Annotated in this window: 15 protein-coding genes and 1 tRNA gene; 5 read left to right on the top strand and 11 right to left on the bottom strand. The window is 70.2% G+C overall.

All coding sequences use genetic code 11. The features are described from left to right. Nucleotides 1-211: 211 nt before the first annotated feature. The 10 genes from ABIC44_RS14880 to ABIC44_RS14835 form a co-directional block, all read right to left on the bottom strand. A tRNA-Glu gene (locus ABIC44_RS14880) sits at nucleotides 212-286 on the bottom strand. Nucleotides 287-343: 57 nt separating this feature from the next. Beyond that, entirely contained in the window at nucleotides 344-2,098 is a 1,755-nt protein-coding gene (recJ, locus tag ABIC44_RS14875) for a single-stranded-DNA-specific exonuclease RecJ (RefSeq protein ID WP_354296315.1), read from the bottom strand. 109 nt (nucleotides 2,099-2,207) lie between these two features. Continuing rightward, nucleotides 2,208-2,894 carry a prolyl hydroxylase family protein gene (locus ABIC44_RS14870; RefSeq protein WP_307104391.1) on the bottom strand — a complete coding sequence of 229 codons (687 nt, stop codon included), beginning with the start codon at nucleotides 2,892-2,894 and terminating at the stop codon, nucleotides 2,208-2,210. A gap of 80 nt (nucleotides 2,895-2,974) precedes the next feature. Beyond that, nucleotides 2,975-3,922: an RcnB family protein gene (locus ABIC44_RS14865; protein WP_354296314.1), complete on the bottom strand. Its 948-nt coding sequence runs from the start codon at nucleotides 3,920-3,922 to the stop codon at nucleotides 2,975-2,977. Nucleotides 3,923-4,036: 114 nt separating this feature from the next. Next, nucleotides 4,037-4,594, bottom strand: coding sequence for a (2Fe-2S)-binding protein (locus ABIC44_RS14860; protein WP_354296313.1), 558 nt, complete (start codon nucleotides 4,592-4,594; stop codon nucleotides 4,037-4,039). Nucleotides 4,595-4,642: 48 nt separating this feature from the next. Then, nucleotides 4,643-5,782, bottom strand: coding sequence for a CaiB/BaiF CoA transferase family protein (locus ABIC44_RS14855; protein ID WP_354296312.1), 1,140 nt, complete (start codon nucleotides 5,780-5,782; stop codon nucleotides 4,643-4,645). A 10-nt stretch (nucleotides 5,783-5,792) separates the two neighbouring features. Continuing rightward, nucleotides 5,793-6,977, bottom strand: coding sequence for an acyl-CoA dehydrogenase (locus ABIC44_RS14850; RefSeq protein WP_354296310.1), 1,185 nt, complete (start codon nucleotides 6,975-6,977; stop codon nucleotides 5,793-5,795). 136 nt (nucleotides 6,978-7,113) lie between these two features. After that, on the bottom strand, nucleotides 7,114-9,243 hold the full coding sequence (locus tag ABIC44_RS14845; RefSeq protein WP_354296309.1) for a TonB-dependent receptor: 2,130 nt from the start codon (nucleotides 9,241-9,243) through the stop codon (nucleotides 7,114-7,116). 78 nt (nucleotides 9,244-9,321) lie between these two features. Further along, nucleotides 9,322-9,687 carry a hypothetical protein gene (locus ABIC44_RS14840; RefSeq protein WP_354296308.1) on the bottom strand — a complete coding sequence of 122 codons (366 nt, stop codon included), beginning with the start codon at nucleotides 9,685-9,687 and terminating at the stop codon, nucleotides 9,322-9,324. Then, nucleotides 9,684-9,860 carry a hypothetical protein gene (locus ABIC44_RS14835; protein ID WP_307104405.1) on the bottom strand — a complete coding sequence of 59 codons (177 nt, stop codon included), beginning with the start codon at nucleotides 9,858-9,860 and terminating at the stop codon, nucleotides 9,684-9,686. Before ABIC44_RS14835 ends, ABIC44_RS14840 begins: the two co-directional genes overlap by 4 nt. A gap of 74 nt (nucleotides 9,861-9,934) precedes the next feature. Here ABIC44_RS14835 and ABIC44_RS14830 point away from each other — a divergent pair, with 74 nt between their 5' ends. Beyond that, on the top strand, nucleotides 9,935-10,570 hold the full coding sequence (locus tag ABIC44_RS14830) for a S24 family peptidase (protein ID WP_354296307.1): 636 nt from the start codon (nucleotides 9,935-9,937) through the stop codon (nucleotides 10,568-10,570). A gap of 5 nt (nucleotides 10,571-10,575) precedes the next feature. Here the strand turns inward: ABIC44_RS14830 and ABIC44_RS14825 are convergent, their stop codons facing one another. Next, a complete protein-coding gene (locus ABIC44_RS14825; protein ID WP_354296306.1) occupies nucleotides 10,576-10,782 on the bottom strand; it encodes a hypothetical protein in 207 nt (68 codons plus the stop codon). A 137-nt stretch (nucleotides 10,783-10,919) separates the two neighbouring features. On the opposite strand from ABIC44_RS14825, the gene ABIC44_RS14820 reads away from it, so the two are divergent. From ABIC44_RS14820 to ABIC44_RS14805, 4 genes are all read left to right on the top strand, one after another. Then, nucleotides 10,920-11,150 (top strand): hypothetical protein, encoded by a 231-nt coding sequence (locus tag ABIC44_RS14820; protein ID WP_307104411.1) that lies wholly within the window; start codon nucleotides 10,920-10,922, stop codon nucleotides 11,148-11,150. Nucleotides 11,151-11,263: 113 nt separating this feature from the next. Further along, nucleotides 11,264-13,279, top strand: a complete 2,016-nt coding sequence (locus ABIC44_RS14815) for an autotransporter assembly complex protein TamA (RefSeq protein WP_354296304.1) — start codon at nucleotides 11,264-11,266, stop codon at nucleotides 13,277-13,279. Nucleotides 13,280-13,356: 77 nt separating this feature from the next. Next, entirely contained in the window at nucleotides 13,357-17,439 is a 4,083-nt protein-coding gene (locus ABIC44_RS14810; RefSeq protein WP_502959854.1) for a translocation/assembly module TamB domain-containing protein, read from the top strand. Nucleotides 17,440-17,481: 42 nt separating this feature from the next. Then, the gene (locus tag ABIC44_RS14805; RefSeq protein ID WP_354296300.1) at nucleotides 17,482-18,456 is read left to right on the top strand and encodes a quinone oxidoreductase family protein; all 975 of its coding nucleotides are present in this window, start codon (nucleotides 17,482-17,484) and stop codon (nucleotides 18,454-18,456) included. The last annotated feature ends 14 nt before the right edge of the window (nucleotides 18,457-18,470 follow it).

Below are 18,470 nucleotides of genomic sequence, written 5' to 3'. Positions count from 1 at the left end.
TAAAAATGACCACACTGACGTTGGCGTCGTCAAGGTGGATAAATGGCTAATTTCTATCAACACTTCCATTAAAGGATCCAAAACAGAACAATCGGAATCTGAGGCCCGAAAGGGATTGCTTGGCGTGGAAATAAGGAAGGGGGCAAAAACCACAAGCTGGCGGGGGCAAAAAGCCAAATCGCATCAGTCAAAATCCGCAGATTTCTGCGGATGGTGACCCCTACGGGAATCGAACCCGTGTTTCAGCCGTGAAAGGGCCGCGTCCTAACCGCTAGACGAAGGGGCCGCCGGGTGGCGTGGAGGGGCCTCTAAGGGAGGTTGTGGAATCGGTCAACAACTTTTTTCAGTCGGCCCATGCGGCGTCCTCGATATGGAGTTCCGCGACGTCGCGGCCCGACCAATCGTCGACCTTGGCGCGGCCTGCCAGCCACAGGCGGCGCGTGCTGCCGGCCCCCAGCAAAGCCTGACCCAGCGCGGTGTCGGCCTGGCGGAAGGCCATCGCCTTCAGGCTGCGGCCGTCCGCCCCGGCGACGATGGCGCGGACATGGTTGGTTCCGACCAGATCGGCGCGGATCACGCGGAAGGGGCCGGCGGCGATGCGCGGGGCGGGCCAGCCCATGCCGTAAGGGCCGCCCGCCTCCATCGCGCCGACCAAAGCGGGATTGACCCCGCCGGGGGCCAGCACGGCGTCGACCAGCAGTGCGCGGCCCGCGCTGGCGCGGACCACCGCTTCGGCCAGGCGATCCTCCAGAAATTCCGCGAACTCGGCGATCCGATCCGCTTCCACCGTCAGGCCCGCCGCCATGGCATGGCCCCCTCCGGCGATCAGCAGCCCCTGTTCCCTGGCGGACAATATGGCGGCGCCCAGATCGACCCCGGTGATCGAGCGGCCCGATCCCTTGCCGATCCCATGCTCGTCGATGGCGATGACGATGGCGGGGCGGTCGAGCTTTTCCTTCAACCGCCCCGCGACGATGCCGATGACGCCGGGATGCCAACCCGCGCCGGAGACGACCGCGACCTGCCGCGCGCGGTCGACGATGGTCTCGGCGGTGGCCTGAACCCCGGCCTCGATCGCGCGGCGTTCGTCGTTGAAATGGTTGAGCTCCTCGGCGATGGCGCGCGCCTCGGCGGGGTCCTCGGTGGTGAGCAGCCGCACCCCCAGATCGGCGCGACCGACCCGCCCGCCCGCATTGATGCGCGGACCCAGCGCGAAGCCGAGGTCGGAACAGGTCGGTGCGCGGGTCAGCCGTGCCGCCTCGGTCAGCGCGGCCAGGCCGATATTGCGCCGCTGCGCCATCACCTTCAGCCCCTGGGCGACGAAGGCGCGGTTGAGGCCGCGCAAGGGGGCCACATCGGCCACCGTGCCCAGCGCGACGAGGTCGATCAGGTCGAGCAGCCGCGGCTCGGCCCGGTCGGCGAAGAAGCCGCGGGTGCGAAGCGTCCGGATCAGCGCCGCGCCCAGCAGGAAGCAGACGCCGACCGCCGCCAGATGGCCGTGCGCCGCGCCCTCGGTCTCGTCCAGCCGGTTGGGGTTCACCACCGCATGGGCGCGCGGCAGCTCGGTGGCGCATTTATGGTGGTCGACCACCAGTATCTCGATCCCGGCGGCCTGGGCGGCGGCGAGCGGCTCGAACGCCTGCGCGCCGCAATCGACGGTGACGATCAGGTTCGCGCCCTCCGCCTGGAGGCGCAGCAGCGCCGCCGCGGTCGGGCCATAGCCTTCGCTGAGACGGTCGGGGATATAGGCGCGGGGCGCCAGGCCGAGGTCGCGCAGCAGGCGGACCATCACCGCCGCCGAGGTCGCGCCATCGACGTCATAATCGCCGAAGATGGCGACCGCCTCTCGCGCCATCACCGCATCGGCCAGGCGCGCGGCGGCGCGGTCCATATCGCGGAAGATCGAGGGATCGGGCATGAACCCCCGGATCGAAGGCGTGCGATGCTCCTCGACCGCATCGGGTGGGCAGCCGCGCGCGAGCAACAGCTGCGCGACCAGATCGTCATGGCCCAGCCCGTCGCGCGCATCGGCGGCCAGGGCACGCCAGCGCCAGGGCTGGCCGAGAATCGATTGGCCGATGCCGAGGACTTCGGTCATGGGCGAGCGGCGAAAGCGGAGAACGTCACGCGAACGCCATGCCATGCCGCGCGGAGTCGCGACAAGGGGGGATGGGGCGGGGGGATGGGGGAGGGCAGGGGCCGCCGGGTCAGCTGACCCAGTTGCCCTCGCGAAACCATTTGGTGATGACGTATTTGACGCCCTCGACCACCGGCATTCCTTCGTGCAGGGTCATCTCGTTGGGGCTGCCGTCCAGCTTCATGTTGTTCCAGGCGAGCAGCAGGCCCCGGCGCGGCGCGACGCGGATGCCCGCCTGCGGAAACCAGGTCGCGCCGCCCTCCGGCACGTCGTTCAGATAGATCATCGCGGTCCAGGTGCGCTGGCCGCCATGGACCCGGACCTTTTCCCAATAGCTTTCGCTTTCGTGGAAATAGTCGTGATGCGCGCGGAACTGCTGGCCGGGGGCATAACGCTGGCCCTGCATCGTCTCGCCCTGTTCGGGGGCGATGCCGAGCAGATCGGCGATCGATTCGTCGATCGGCTGCACATCGGGGGACCAGCGATTCATGTCGCAGCTTTCCGAGGTGCGGAATCCGTAGTCGGGCCGGTCGGACAACAGGGTCGAGGGGCGACGATTGGAATCGATCATCGCGATCAGCGCGTCGCACTGGGCTGGCGTAAGGAAGTCATGCTGATAATAGATTTGCGCGGTGTCGGTCACCACGCGCTGGACCGCGGGGTTGGCGTCCAGCCGTTCGGGCACGCTGACCCCGAAGCGGGCGCGGACGGGGGAGGCGGCGGGATTGCCCTTCGGCTTCCTCGAAAACAACGACATGCCCCGGATGTGCGACGATGGGCCGCCAAAGACAAGAGGCTGGAGACGGAGGGGGCGCGTGAACCCCCTCCGTCCCGCCATTACCAGAAGATGTCGTACACGATGTCGACCACCAGCCCGCTGCGCAGGTCGACCAGCACCGCATCATTATAATAGCGGACCCAGCGATACGAGCCATAAGCGGGTGGCAGGCGATAGGCATAGGGATCGTCCAGCCAATAGCTCTGGCCGAAATACATCGGCTCCAAGATCACGCCGCTGGAGAAACGCTGATAGCCATAGCCGCCATAGGGCGAATAATAGCGGGGCAGGTGATAGGTGCCGCGATTGAGCGAGCGCCAGCCCAGCCAGTCATAGCGGCGGTCGCGACGCCAGCTGCGGTTCCACTGATCGGCCCAGGCGCGCCGTTCGGCAAAGCCGTAATTCTGGTCGTTCTGATCCCGCCAGTCGCCGAAGCTACGGCCCCAGCGATCGCGATCCTCGCGCCGACGCCGTTCCTCGTCGCGCCAGCGCTGGTTCTGTGCCTGGTCCCGCCATTCCCTTTGACGCCATTCCTGCTGGCGGCGGTCGTCGTCCGGCGTCCGCCAGCCCGCCGGGTCGCGCGGGCGGTCGCCGCGCCAGTCGCCGCGATCGGGGCGCGGCCGGTCCGGGCCGGGTCCGTCGGGGCCGGGGCGGTCATAGTCGCGTGGTCCGCCATCGGGGCCGCCGGGGCGGCCAGGCGGGGGGCTGGGCTCGGCACGCTGCGGGCGCGGCGCCTCGGCATGGTCCGGGCGGAAGGCCGGGCGGTTCTCGGGAAAGGATTCGCGGTCGTGGAAGATCGGCCGCCCCTCGCTGCGCTCCAGCCGACCAGCCGGGCCGCCCGGATTGCCCGGACCGGGGGCGGGGCCGGGGCCGCCGGGGCGCGGTCCGCCCTCGGGACGGCCGCGCGGGCCATCCATGATCATCGCCTGCGCGCCGACCATCGCGGGGGCCATGCCCGCCGCCATCGCCGCCGTCGCCAGCAAGCCCGCCATCCAGTTCCTGCTCATCGCTCGCATCCCCATCCGTCGGCGCACGAGCCGACCCCGATCATGCGATGCACCTTGCCCCATGGCCGTTGAGCGGATGCTGAACCCGTCCGTCAGCATTGTGAAAGAATCGGGTCATGGCGTGTCATGAACGCCCGCAGGCGCAAGGAGCGCGGGAACGGCACGCGCGGCGTCGGCGGGATCGGTGCCGGGCAGGGGGGCGGCGGGGATCGTCTCCTCGCCACGCGCGGCACGGGCGGCGCGCTGGATCGCCTCGACCAGCCGGGGATAGACGCCGCAGCGGCACAAATTGGTGATCTGCGCGCGGATCGTCGCTTCGGAGGGGGCGGGATCGCGGCGGAGCAGCGCGGCGGAGGCCATTACCAGGCCGGGGATGCAAAAGCCGCACTGGCTGACATTGGCGGCCAGGAACGCCTGCTGCACGGGGTGCGATCGGTCGCGCGACAGCCCTTCGATCGTGGTGACGACGCTGCCCTCGATCCGGCCGATGGGGATTTGGCAACTGCGCACCGCCCGCCCGTCCAGATCGACCGTGCACGCGCCGCAATCGCCCGTGCCGCAGCCATATTTGGTGCCGGTCAGGTTGGACGCGTCGCGCAGCGCCCAGAGCAGCGGCGTATCCGGGGGCAGGCGATAGCGAACGGGCTGGTTGTTGACGGTCAGGCTGGTCATCGGGGGCGAGGCATAGGCGATCGACCAGCCCCGCTCAATCGAGGCGGGTCACGTCGTCGGCCGGTCGCGTCCCAGCAGCGGCGCGGCGCGGTCGAGCATCAGGTCGGCGTCGGAAAAGCGGATCGGGGTGCGGACGCCGGGAACGGTGGAGCCGTCGGGCCGCTGCGGATGGATGGCCAGTCCGCGCGCGACGACCTGCGGATCGGCAAAGGCCTGTTCCACCGTATTGATCGGCCCGGCGGGCACGCCCTCCGCCGCCAGCCGGGCGAGCAGCGTGTCGCGCGGCCAGACTCGCGTCGCCGCCTCGATCATCGGGGTCAGCGTGTCGCGATGCTCGCAGCGCAAGGCGTTGGTCGCGAAGCGGGGATCGTCGCCATCGATGCCGACCAGCGCGGCGAAGCGCCGGAACTGCGTGTCATTGCCCACCGCCAGGATGAACCAGCCGTCGCTGGCGGGAAAGGCGGCATAGGGCACGATATTGGGATGCGCATTGCCCAGCCGGGTCGGCGTCGTGCCCGAGGCGAGATAGTTCATCGCCTGGTTGGCGAGCACCCCGGTCATCGTGTCGAGCAGCGCCATGTCGATCCGCTGCCCACGGCCCGTGCGCTCCCGCATGTGCAGCGCCGCCTGGATCGCGATCACGGCATAGAGCCCGGTCATGATGTCGGCGAGCGCCACGCCGATCTTCTGCGGCGGACCGTCCGGCTCGCCGGTCAGGTCCATGATCCCGCTCATGCCCTGGACGATGAAGTCATAGCCCGCGCGCGGGGCATAGGGGCCGTCCTGCCCGAAGCCGGTGATCGAGCAATAGATCAGGCGCGGGTTGATCGCCGACAGGCTGTCATGGTCGAGGCCGTAGCGGGCAAGGCCGCCCAGCTTGAAATTCTCGATCACCACATCGGCATCGGCGACCAGGTCGCGGACGATCCGCTGCCCCTCCGGTGTCGCGAAGTCGGCGACGACCGAGGATTTGCCGCGATTGGCGGCGTGGAAATAGGCCGCGTCGCGGCTGCCGTCCGGGTTGGCGATGAAGGGCGGGCCCCAGCGGCGGGTGTCGTCGCCCTCGGGGCTCTCGACCTTGACGACCTGCGCGCCGAGGTCGGCCAGCACCTGCCCCGCCCAGGGACCGGCGAGGATGCGGGCCAACTCGACGACCTTCAGTCCGGCGAGCGGTGCGGGCCTCGTCATGCGGCGGTCGTCAAAATGCCGTGATCCCGGTGATGGCGCGGCCCAGGATCAGCGCGTGGACGTCGTGCGCGCCTTCATAGGTGTTGACCGTCTCCAGGTTCAGCATGTGGCGCATCACCTGATACTCGCCCGAAATGCCGTTGCCGCCATGCATGTCGCGCGACGCCCGCGCGATGTCGAGCGCCTTGCCGACATTGTTGCGCTTGACGATCGAGATCATCTCCGGCGCGAACCGGCCCTCGTCCATCAGGCGGCCGACGCGCAGCGAGGCTTGCAGGCCCAGCGCGATCTCGGTCTCCATATCGGCCAGCTTCTTCTGATAGAGCTGCGTCGCCGCCAGCGGCCGCCCGAACTGCTTGCGGTCCAGGCCATATTGGCGTGCGGCGTGGAAACAGAATTCGGCCGCCCCCATCGCGCCCCAGCTGATCCCGTAGCGCGCGCGGTTGAGGCAGCCGAACGGGCCCTTCAGCCCCTCGACATGCGGCAGCAGCGCGTCCTCGCCCACCGCCACCTCGTCCATCATCACCATGCCGGTGATCGAGGCGCGCAGGGACAGCTTGTTGTCGATCTTGGGCGCCGACAGCCCCTTCATGCCCTTTTCCAGCACGAAGCCCCGGATCGCGCCGCCATGCGCATCCGACTTGGCCCAGATCACGAAGACATCGGCGATCGGCGAATTGGAGATCCACGTCTTGGCGCCAGACAGGACATAGCCGCCATCGACCTTCTTCGCGGTGGTGCGCATGCCGCCGGGATCGGAGCCCGCATCGGGTTCGGTCAGCCCGAAACAGCCGATCCACTCGCCGCTCGCCAGCCTGGGCAGATAGCGGCTTTTCTGTTCGTCCGAGCCATAGGCATGGATCGGATACATGACGAGGCTCGACTGCACGCTCATCATCGAGCGATAGCCGCTGTCGATCCGCTCCACCTCGCGCGCGATCAGGCCATAGGCGACATAGGATGCGCCGACGCCGCCGAATTCCTCCGGGATGGTGGGGCCGAGCAGCCCGAGTTCGCCCATCTCGCGGAAGATCGTGGGATCGGTATGCTCGTTGGCGAAGGCGTCGATGATGCGCGGCGCCAGCCGGTCGTCGGCATAGGCGCGCGCGGTGTCGCGGATCATCCGTTCGTCATCGGTCAGCTGGTCGTCGAGCAGCAACGGATCCGCCCAGTCGAACTTGCCCATTCGGGACATGTCTTCTCTCCTTGTCCCCCCGCTTCTCCCGAAGGCGGCCTGGTTTGTCCACCCCCGGCGGGGACTGGCGGCGATATGAAAAAGGGCCCCTCCCGCCGGAACGGGAAGGGCCCAGGTCTGAACGCTCGAGGGGGCGTCAGAGCTTGAAGCTGAGCGTCGCGCGCAGATCGCGACCGGCCAGCGGCGCGAAGTCCTTCAGCACGCTGGCATGGCGGCGCGCGTCGACGTCGAAGATGTTGTTGGCCGACAGGGTCAGCGTCGTCGGGTTCACCGCGCCCCAGGGCTTCAGCTGGACCGAGGCGTTGACCAGCGTGAAGCCGTTGGTCGGCGTCTCCAGCCCCAGCACGCGGCTCTGGCGGAAGCTGCGCTCCACCTCGACGCGGGCGTTCACCCGGTCCGACTGCGCTTCCAGCCCGCCGAGCAGCCGCAGCGGCGGGATGCGCGGGGCCGGGCCGGTGTTCAGGATCTGCGCATGGACATAGTCGCCCAGCAGGTCGGCGTTGATCGCATAGGTGCCGATCGTCGCGAGGCGAACCGAACCCTCCGCCTCGATCCCGTAATAGCGGGCATCGGCCTGCGCATATTGGAAGCAGGGCAGGTCGACCTTGCGTCCCGACGGCGCGGCCGCCGCTTCGCACGGACCCTGCTGGACCAGCGCATCATAGATATAGTTGGAGAAGCGGTTGTAATAGGCCGAGGCGTCGAAGCTATAGCCCTCGCCATGGCCGTGGACGGTGGCCTCGATGCCCCAGCTCGCTTCCTTCTTGAAATTGGGGTTGCCCAGCTCATAGGCCTCGGTCCCGGCGTGCGGGCCGTTGGCGAACAGTTCCTCGGCCGACGGCGCGCGTTCGGTGCGCGACAGGTTCAGGCCCGCACGCCAGTCAGGCGCGAAGCCGTAGCTGGCACCGACCGAGCCCGAAAAGGCGTCGAAGCTGCGCTGGCCCCGGAAGAAGCGGTTGTCGGCGACGGCGGTGCGCGCGGTCAGCGAGGTATGCTCGTAACGGGCGCCCGCCTCCATCTTGAAGGCGCCGCGATCCAGCTGCTGCAGGGTGAACAGGCCGACCTGCGCGGTGTTGTTGCGCGGCAGGAACGCCTCGTCGCCGCGCACGTCGAAGTCGCGGTTGAAGAACTGGACGCCCGACGCGCCCTGCCAGCCGTCGCGCTTCGACTGGACCAGCTCGAGGCGGCTCTCGATGCCCTTGTTGTAGAAGGCGGTGCCGATGCCGCCATCTTCCTCCAGCTCGTAATGGCGATATTGCGCCGCGCCCGCGCGCAGGCGGATGCGGTCGAGGAAGCCGCCGCCCGTCTCGATCTCGCCGCGCAGGTCGAGGCGGTTCTGGACGAGGCTGAGACGCGGCGCCTCGGGCTTTTCGCCGCCGGGGGTGAGGGTATAGCGGATCGGCACGCCGTACAGGCTGTCATAATGGCTATAGGCGATGCCCAGCGAGCCCGTATCGGTGATCAGCGCGCCGCCGACCCCCGCCGTCCAGGTCTCGCTGGCGGTGTTGGGCAGGCGACCGCCAAGATTGGCGAGTCGGCCGAAGTTGAGCGGGTCGCGGGGCGCCTGCGCCGCCGCCGCCTGCGCCTCGGCGCGGGCGCGCGGCGACAGGACATAGCCGCCGATCTTCAGGTTGTCGGTCTTCAGATACGAACCGTCCGCGTGCACCACGAACTGCTTGCCGACCGCGACATCGGTCGCGCCCGCCACCGACCGTTCGGTCGCGGCCGAGCCATAGGTCGCCATGCCCGACAGGCGATAGCCATTTTCGGGCACGGTGCGCGGGATGCGGGTGTCGATGACGTTGACCACGCCGCCCACCGCCGACGATCCGAACAGCAGCGCGGAGGGGCCGCGCAGCACCTCGATCCGCTCGGCGAGCAGCGGGTTGATGACGACGGCATGGTCGACGCTGGTGTTCGACACGTCGATCGATCCGATACCGTCGGTCAGCACGCGAATACGCTCGCCCTGAAAGCCGCGCAGCACCGGGCGCGAGGCGTTGGGGCCGAACGAGGTGGCCGACACGCCCGGCTGACGGGCCAGCGTCTCGCCGATGGTCGGTCGGATCGAGCGTTGCAGTTCCTCGCCCGTCACGATCGAGGTGCCCGACAGCACGTCCGCTTCCGACTGCTGGACCGGCGCGGTCACCACGATCTCGCGGCCGCGATTGGTCGGCTGGCCTGCGGTCTGCGCGGCGGCGGGAAGGGCGAACAGGGCGGCGACGGCGGTGGCCGACAGGCCGGACAACAGGACGGACTTGGGCAAGGACAGGGCTCCGATGATTGGCGAAGCCCCGTCGGTAGCGTAGTGTTACAACATATCAACAGAAAAATGACCGACCGTTCATCCGTTTGCCGCATCCGCACAGGTCAGGACGCACAGCAGCCACCCCTCCGCCGCCGGTTCGACCGACAGATCGGCGACGATATCGCGACCCAGCGGAATATCCGCCTCCGCCAGATCGGCCAGCCAGGCGGCCAGGGCCGGGGAGGAGGGCGCGGACAGCGACAGGGTCGCCACCGATCCGCTGAATGTCGCCGACGACCACGGCTCGACCGCCTGGACCGCGATCGTGACGACACAGCCCGTCTGGGCGGCATGGGCGGCAAGGACGCGGGCCAGCCTTTCGCCGCGATCGGCGGGACGCGGGCGGCTGCGGCACAGACCGGCGGAGCGGCGGGTGGGGTCCGACCAGGCGAGCGCGGTCATGCGCGATGCTCCGCGATGAAGCTGCGGACGCGCTGGACCATCTCCGGCCCCGGCTCTCGCCCGCGCCGCAGGTCGCCGACCAGTCGCGGGTCGTTGACCGCCATGCGGCCGAACTTGGTTTCCGGCATGTGGCTGGCCTTCAGATAGCGTTCGATCAACCCCAGCAATTCCATGGACGTTCTCCCATTGTCCGAATCTCCGACGTTCTTGTTCTGTTCTAATTTCCAACTTGTCTAGGAAAAATCCTATGCCTATATCGGAGGCCATGTCGGGATCGGAGATCAGGGCCACGCTTCAGGCGCTGGCGGAGCAGGCGGGCGTCAGCCTCGCCGCGCTGTCGCGCATGCTGGGGCGCAACGAGGCCTATCTTCAGCAGTTCGTCCATCGCGGGTCGCCGCGCATGCTGGCCGAGGGCGATCGCCGTCAGCTGGCCGAGTTCTTCGGCATCCCCGAAACGCGGCTGGGCGCGTCGGTGGAGGCCGGGCCGATGCTGGTCCGGCGGCTTGCGGTGGCCGCCTCGGCGGGGCCGGGGGCGACCGTGGATGACGAGGTGATGATCGGGGTCGAGGCGCTCGATCGCCAGTTGGCACGGCGGCTGGGGCTGCACGAGGGTGCCGCCTCGGTCATCCGGGTGCGGGGCGACTCGATGGCGCCGGGGCTGATGGACGGCGATCACCTGGTCGTCGATCAGCAGGATGTCCGCCCGCCCGCGCGGGGCGGCCTCTATATCATCCGCATGGGCGAGGTGCTGATGGTCAAGCGCGTCCGTGCCGGGCCCGAGGGGCTGGTCGCCTCAAGCGACAATCCCGCCGCGCCGCCAGTGCCGCAGGGGCCGATCACGGTGATCGGGCGGGTGGTGTGGCAGATGCGCCTGCCCAGCTGACGGCCTCAGCGACTCCGCCACCAGAGCAGCAGCGCGACGAGGACGCCGAACCCCAGTCCGGCCAGCACGCCCAGCGTCACCTGTCCCGTCGCCAGCCCGGCCAGGATGCCGCCCACCACGCCGATCGCGATGAAGAACCCGCCCGCGGGCGCGGACGGGCGCAACGCGCGGGGCGGGGACGGCGGGGCGGAAGGGCGCTGGGGATCGGTCATGGCGACCGTCCTCGCACGATGCGCCGGGTGAGGCCAGCCGTCCCGCGACGGTGCGCGCGGCACAGGCCAAGGGGACTGGCGAAAAACGGAATTCCGGATTAGGGACGCCAGCGAAACGGCACGGTTCAGGAGTGTATATGCCCGATCGCGGCGGCGGCTTTCAGGTTCCTCCCTTCGTCACCGACACCGATGTGGCGACTGCGGCGGAGATGATGGAGACGTTCGGCGAATCGGCGGGCGGAGAAGCGGCCGCGCGTGCGGGGCGTAGCCGCGACCTGGGCAACCACATCCATTTCTGCCGCTGGCGCCAGATCGAGCGCCTGATCGGCCTGTTGTCCAGCGAAGAGGCGTTCGGCACCGTGCATTGATGCGGGCCGGGTGGCACGCGGACCATGGCGCGCGACGTCCGGCGCGGCAAATCTGTTCAACCGAGCGTGCCGGGGGGTGTCGCTGCCGCTCCGTCGCGGCTAGGGACAGGGCCATGATGGTCCGCGTCGGGCGGCCGCGCCGCTCGGTCGCCATCCTTTATATTGCCATGGAAATGGGCGGAATCGCCTGGACGGGCCAGGCGCGTGCCCAGACGGTCCCGGTCGGGGCCAGCCCCGCATCGTCCCCGACCGCGCCCGCCGCGCAGACGACGCCCGATGCCATCGATCCGACGATGCTCGACCCGTCCGCGCCGCTTGCGCCGCTGCCCGAGATCGGGGTGGCCTGGCCCGACCTTTCGACCGCGCCGGGCGATCCGTCCGCGACGATCGCGGCGACGGTCGATGCGGCGGCGGAGCGGCGTTATCGCTGGCGGGTGGAGGGGATCGACGGCGCGGGGGACCTGCTCCGCAAGCGGTTCGACGAGCTGTCCAGCCTCCACACCAATGACGGCGATCCCGCCAACGCCGCGCAGCTCGACCGTCGCGCGCGCGAGGATGCCGCGCTGCTGACCAATTTGCTGCGCGGCGCGGGCTATTATGATACGCAGGTCGCGACGCGGATCGAACCCGGCGAGGTGCCGACCGTGCTGCTGCAGGCGACACCGGGCAATCTGTACCGTTTCGCCGGGGTGACGCTCGACGGGGTGCAGAAGGCGGGGGACAAGGCCGCGCCGCTGACGCAGGCGTTCGGCATCAAGCCGGGCGATCCGGTCGACGCCGATACCATCGTCGCGGGCGAGGCGGCCCTGAAGGCGGCGGTGGGCGAGGCGGGCTTTCCCTTCGCCAAGGTCGGCGATCCGCAGATCGTGGTCGATCGCGCCGCGCGCACCGCGACGCTGGACCTGTCGATCGCGCCGGGCACGCCGCGCCGTTACGGGCGGATCGTCACGACCAGCGACCGGCTGTTCGACGCCGAGCATGTCCAGGACATTGCGCGCTTCCGCCCCGGTGATCCCTATGACTCGGCCGGGCTGGACGATCTGCGCCGCGCGCTGGTGCAGACGGGGCTCGTCTCCTCGGTCCAGGTCAAGCCGGTGCCCGGCGACACGCCCGAGACGGTCAATGTCGCGGTCACGCTGGAACCCGCGCCGTCGCATACCATCGCGGGCGAGCTGGGCTATGGCACCGGCGAAGGCGCGCGCGCGGCGATCAACTGGACCGATCGCAACCTCTTCCCGCCCGAGGGCGCGCTGACCCTGCGCAGCGTGCTGGGCACGCGCGAGCAGCTCGGCTCGGTGGTGTTCCGGCGCAACAACTTCAACGGCCGCGACCGGGTGCTGACCGCGCAGTTCGCCGCCGCGCATCTGCTGCGCGATGCCTATGAGGCCAAGACGCTGTCGCTGTCGGCCAGCCTGGAGCGGCAGACCAACATCTTCTTCCAGAAGACCTGGACCTGGTCGCTGGGCGCCGAGCTGCTGACCTCGGACGAGCGCGACGTGATCGAGTCGACCGGCCAGCCGCGCCGACGGACCTTCTTCATCGGCGCGTTGCCGACCAGCCTCAACTATGACGGATCGGACGATCTGCTGAACCCGACGCGCGGCTTCCGGCTGGGCGGGCGGCTGAGCCCCGAATTGTCGTTGCAGGGGGCGGCGTTCGGCTATGCGCGGACGCAGGTCGATGCCAGCATCTATCGCCCGCTCGGCGACCGGGTGGTGCTGGCGGCGCGCACCCGGCTGGGGACGATCCTGGGCGCGCCGCGCGACCAGATCGCGCCGTCGCGGCGTTTCTATGCGGGTGGCGGCGCGTCGGTGCGCGGCTATGGCTTTCAGGCGATCGGGCCGCGTGACGCCAATAACGACCCCATTGGCGGGCGCAGCCTGGCGGAATTCTCGATCGAGGCGCGGGTCAAGGCGTTCGGCAATTTCGGCATCGTGCCCTTTCTCGACGCGGGCAATATCGCGACCTCGCCGCTGCCGCGCCTGACCGGGCTGCGCTTCGGCACCGGGCTGGGGGTGCGCTATTACTCCAATTTCGGACCGATCCGCCTCGATCTCGGCACGCCGCTCAACCCGCAAAAGGGGGATAGCCGGGTCGCCGTCTATGTCTCTCTGGGACAGGCATTTTGAACGAGGGGGAGGATCTGCCCGCCGATCCGCCGGTGACCGCGCGCCGGTTCCGCTGGGGTCGGGCGCTGGCGATCCTGATGGCCTTGGTGCTGGCCACGATCGGCGCCGCGCTGATGATCGTCGATACCGCGATCGGTCATCGCTGGGTCGCCGACCGGATCGGGGCGATCCGCACCCCGACCGGCCTGCGCTTCTCGGTCGGACGGATCGAAGGGTCGCTCTATTCGGACATGCGGCTGGTCGATCTGCGCGTCTATGACCTGGACGGCCTGCTGGTCCGGGTGCCGCGGGCCCGGCTGGACTGGCGGCCGTTGCACTGGGCGCGGGGGGCGCTCGACATCCGCGCGGTCGAAGCGCCGCTCGCCACGCTCTATCATGTGCCGCACACCCGCCGCACCGGGCGCGACACGCCGATCCTGCCCGATTTCGATATCCGCATCGACCGGCTTCACCTCGACCGGCTGGTCCTCGCGCCCGCCGTGCTGGGGCGGCGGCGAGTGGCGCGGATCGATGGGCGTGCGGACATTCGCGACGGCCGGGCGCTCGTCGCGCTCGACGGCGCGGTGGCGGGCAGCGACCGGCTTCGCCTGCGGCTGGACGCGCAGCCCGACCGCGACCGGTTCGACCTGGCGGTTCAGGCGCGGGGGCGTGCCGGGGGCGTGTTGTCGCGTCTGTCGGGCACGCGCGCGCCGGTGTCGCTCGACGTTGCGGGCAAGGGCAGCTGGACCCGCTGGGACGGGCGCGCGCATGGCCTGATCGCGCAGCGGCGCGCGGCCGACCTGACGCTGTCGGCGCGGGCGGGGCGCTATGCCCTATCGGGCTATCTCACCCCCTCGCTGATCCTGCGCGGGCGGTTGCAGCGCCTGACCGCGCCGCGCGTGACGCTGGCCGGGCAAGCCGATTTCGCCGACCGCCGCCTGACCGGCGCGCTGGCGCTGCGCTCGGCCGCCTTGCGGGCGCGGGCGACGGGGACGGTCGATCTGGGCGGCAACCGTTTCGATGGCCTGCGGGTGGAGGCGCGCCTGCTCCGGCCCGAAGCGCTGTTCGCCAATATGCGCGGACAGGCGATCGCGCTGCGCCTGCGGCTGGACGGGGCGTTCGACCGGGCGGCCTTCGACTATCGGCTGGCGGCGGACCGCTTCTCCTTCGATCGCACGGGGTTCGACGGCGCGCAGGCCGAGGGGCGGGGGCGGTTGAGCGGCGGCTGGCCGCTGACCCTGCCGGTCCGCTTCACCGCCGCACGGGTGACGGGGGTCGGCGAGGCGGCGGGCGGCATATTGCGCCGCCTGTCGGTGGCGGGCGATCTGCGCATCACCCCGCGGGCGATCGTCGGACAGGGGCTCGCGCTGCGGTCGGACAGGCTGGCGGGGCAGCTGGGCCTGCGGATCGACCTGACCAACGGCCGCTACGATGTCGCGCTGGACGGCGCGCTCCAGCGTTATCTGATCCCCGGCCTGGGCATCGTCGACGTCCGCTCCAAACTGACCGCCGTGCCGGGAGCGGGCGGCCATGGCACGCGCATCGTCGGGCGCGGCGAGGCGCAGGTCCGACGCCTCGACAACAGCTTCCTGCGTTCGCTGGCGGGTGGATTGCCGCGCCTGACCACCGATCTGGAGCGCGGGCCGGACGGCGTCTTCCATTTCCATCGGCTGGTGCTGACCGGCCCGGATATCCGGCTGACCGGCGAGGCGATCCGCCGGACCGACGGCAGCTTCCGCTTCGTCGGCGGCGGGCGGCAGCGCAGCTATGGCCCGGTGCAGATGACGCTGGACGGGCGGATCGACCGGCCGACGCTGGACCTGATCCTCGCCCAGCCCAATGCCGCGCTGGGCCTTGCCAATGTGCGCGCGCATCTCGACCCCAGCGACCAGGGCTTTGCGGTCCGCGCCGATGGCGGATCGCGCCTGGGCCCGTTCCGCCTGACCGGCGCGATCCTGCTGCCGCGCGGGCAGGATGCGGTGATCCAGTTCCAGCCGCTGGAGGTTGCCGGTGCCAGGGCGACGGGCGCGCTGACCGTGGCGCAGGGCGGCTTTGTCGGACAGCTGGGCGTGACAGGTGGCGGGCTGTCGGGCGAATTGCTGTTCCGGCCCGCCAATGGCGTGCAGCGGATCGAGACCCATCTGGCGGCGCGACAGGCGCAGATCGCGGGCGTGGCGGTCCGCCAGGGGCGGCTCGACCTGATCGCGCTGCTCGATCCCGCCGGGGCCTCGGTCGAGGCGTCGGCGCGTGCGCAGGGCGTGCGGCACGGCGCCTTCCACATCGCGCAGATGACCGGCACCGCGCGACTGCGTGGCGGGACCGGCGAGGTGCGGGTCGGCATTTCGGGGTCGCGCGGTCGCGCCTTCGCGATCCAGACCGTGACGCAGGTGACGCCGGGACGGCTGTCGATGACCGCGCAGGGCACGCTCGACCGGCGTCCGCTGCAATTCCTGTCGCCGGCCGTGGTCACGCGCGACGGCGACAGCTGGGCCCTCGCGCCGACGCGCCTCGCCTTTGCGGGGGGCGAGGCGAAGCTGGCCGGGCGGCTCGACGCCGATGGCGTGGAGGTGCAGGCGGGGCTGTCCCGGATGCCGCTGGCCGTGCTCGACATCGGTTATCCGGGCCTGGGGCTGGGGGGCAGCGCCAGCGGGACGCTGACCCTGCGCCGGGCGGGCGGGGCGCCGACCGGCAAGGTCGACCTGACCATTCGCGGGCTGACGCGCGCGGGACTGGTGCTGAATTCGCGGCCGATCGACATGGGGGTGGCGGGGGTGTTGTCCGCTGACCGGCTGGGCGTGCGCGCGGTCATGGCGTCGGGCGGGCGGATCGTCGGGCGCGGCCAGGCGCTGCTGGTGCCCGCCGGACAGGGCGATTGGGCCAGCCGGATGCAGACCGGGCGGCTGATCGCGCAGCTACGCTATGCCGGGCCCGCCGATACGCTGTGGCGGCTGACCGGGGTCGAGCTGTTCGATCTGTCGGGGCCGGTGGCGATCGGCGCGGATGTCGGCGGCTCGCTCCGCCAGCCGGTCATCCGGGGGGCGGTGCGCGCGACCGGTGCGCGGATCGAAAGCGCGACGACCGGCACCGTCCTGACCGACGTCCAGGCCAGCGGCCGGTTCGGCGGATCGCGGCTGGTGATTGACCGTTTCGCCGCGCAGGCGGGGCGCGAGGGACGGGTCAGCGGCAGCGGCCAGTTCGACTTCGCCGCCGCCCATGGCATCGGCCTCGACCTCTCGCTCCAGGCCAGCCGCGCGGCGATGATCGCGCGCGACGATATCTCCGCGACGGTGACCGGGCCGCTGACCTTCCATTCGGACGGGACGGGCGGCACGATCGCGGGCGATGTGGTGCTCGACAGCAGCCGTTATCGCCTGGGCCGCGCCTCCGCCGCGACGGCGGTGCCGCAGCTCAACATCCGCGAGATCAACGTTCCCGGCGGCGGCGAGGAGGACGATGTTCCGCGCAAGCCCTGGACGCTGGACGTCCGCGCGCGCGCCTCGGGCGGGTTGATCGTCTCCGGGTTGGGCCTCAACAGCGAATGGTCGGCGGACCTGAAGATCGGCGGCACGCCCGACAATCCCGCGATCACCGGACAGGCGACGCTGATCCGCGGCGATTACGACTTTGCGGGCCGCGAGTTCGATCTGGCGCGCGGCATCATCCGCTTCGGCGGCGAGGTGCCCGCCAACCCCGCGCTCGACATCGCCGCCAATGCCAATGTCCAGGGGCTGAGCGCCTCGATCCGCGTCACCGGTACCGCGCTGAAGCCCGAGATCGGCTTTTCCAGCACCCCGGCGCTTCCCAATGACGAATTGTTGTCGCGCTTGTTGTTCGGCACCTCGATCGCCAAACTGTCCGCGCCCGAAGCGTTGCAGCTGGCCGCCGCCGTCGCCGCGCTTCAGGATGGAGGGGGCGGGCTGAACCCGATCAACGCGGTGCGCCGGGCGGCGGGGCTCGACCGGCTGCGCGTGCTGCCCGCCGATGTGCAGCTGGGGCGCGGCACGTCGGTGGCGGCGGGCAAATATATCACCCGGCGCCTCTATGCCGAGATCGTGACCGACGGTCAGGGTTATTCCGCGACCCAGGTCGAGTTTCAGGTCACCCGCTGGCTGTCGCTGCTTTCCAGCATCTCGACACTGGGGCGGCAGAGCCTGAACGTGCGCATCTCGAAGGATTATTGAGGCGTTGCGCTTGTCACCATGTCGAACAGGAGCCTGAACCCCATGGAAAAGACCGCGTTTATCGACAAGACCGGCGGCCCCGAGGTGATCCGGTGGCGCGAGCACGAACTGCCCCCGCCCGGCCCCGGCGAGGTGCGCATGCGTCACCATGCGGTCGGCCTGAACTATATCGACACCTATCACCGCAGCGGGCTCTATCCCATCGACCTGCCGGGCGGGCTGGGCTCGGAGGCGGCGGGCGTGGTCGAGGCGCTGGGCGAGGGCGTGACCGATTTCGCGGTGGGCGACCGCGTCGGCGTGTTCGGCCCGGCGCGCGGCGCCTATGCGACGGCCCGCAACGTCGCGGCCGATCTGCTGGTGCCTCTGCCCGACAAAGTGGATGATCGCACGGCCGCGGCGATCCTGCTCAAGGGCGCGACGACCGCGTTCCTGATCGAGGATTGCGCCGCCGTCCAGCCGGGCTGGCCCGTGCTGGTCCATGCGGCGGCGGGCGGGGTCGGGCATCTGGCGGTCGGCTGGCTGAAGGCGATCGGCGCGACCGTCATCGCCACGGTGGGCAGCGAGGCGAAGGCCGAAAAGGCGCGCGCGGCCGGGGCCGATCACGTCATCCTGAACCGGACCGAGGATGTCGCCGCCCGGGTTCGCGAGATCACGCAGGGCCAGGGCGTGCCGGTGGCGCTGGACGGCGTGGGCAAGGCGACCTGGGGCGCCTCGCTCGACAGCATGGCGCGGCGCGGGCTGGTGGTCAGCTTCGGCAATGCCTCGGGGCCGGTCGACGGGGTCCATCTGGGCCTATTGGCGGCCAAGGGCTCGCTGTTCGTCACGCGGCCGACGCTGTTCGACTATGCCGTGACCGCCGGGGACAAGCGGCGGCTGATCGCGCGGGTCTTCGCGATGCTGGAGAAAGGCGCGATCACCCCCGAGATCGGCCAGAGCTTCGCCCTGACCGACGCAGTCGAGGCGCACCGCGCGATCGAGGCGGGCGAGACGGTGGGGAGCACGGTCCTGATCCCCTGACCAAAGTCGAAGCG

Origin of the sequence: Sphingomonas sp. 1185, assembly GCF_040544655.1 — a bacterium.
Lineage (GTDB): Bacteria > Pseudomonadota > Alphaproteobacteria > Sphingomonadales > Sphingomonadaceae > Sphingomonas.
This window is presented reverse-complemented; position numbering and strand designations above follow the sequence as displayed.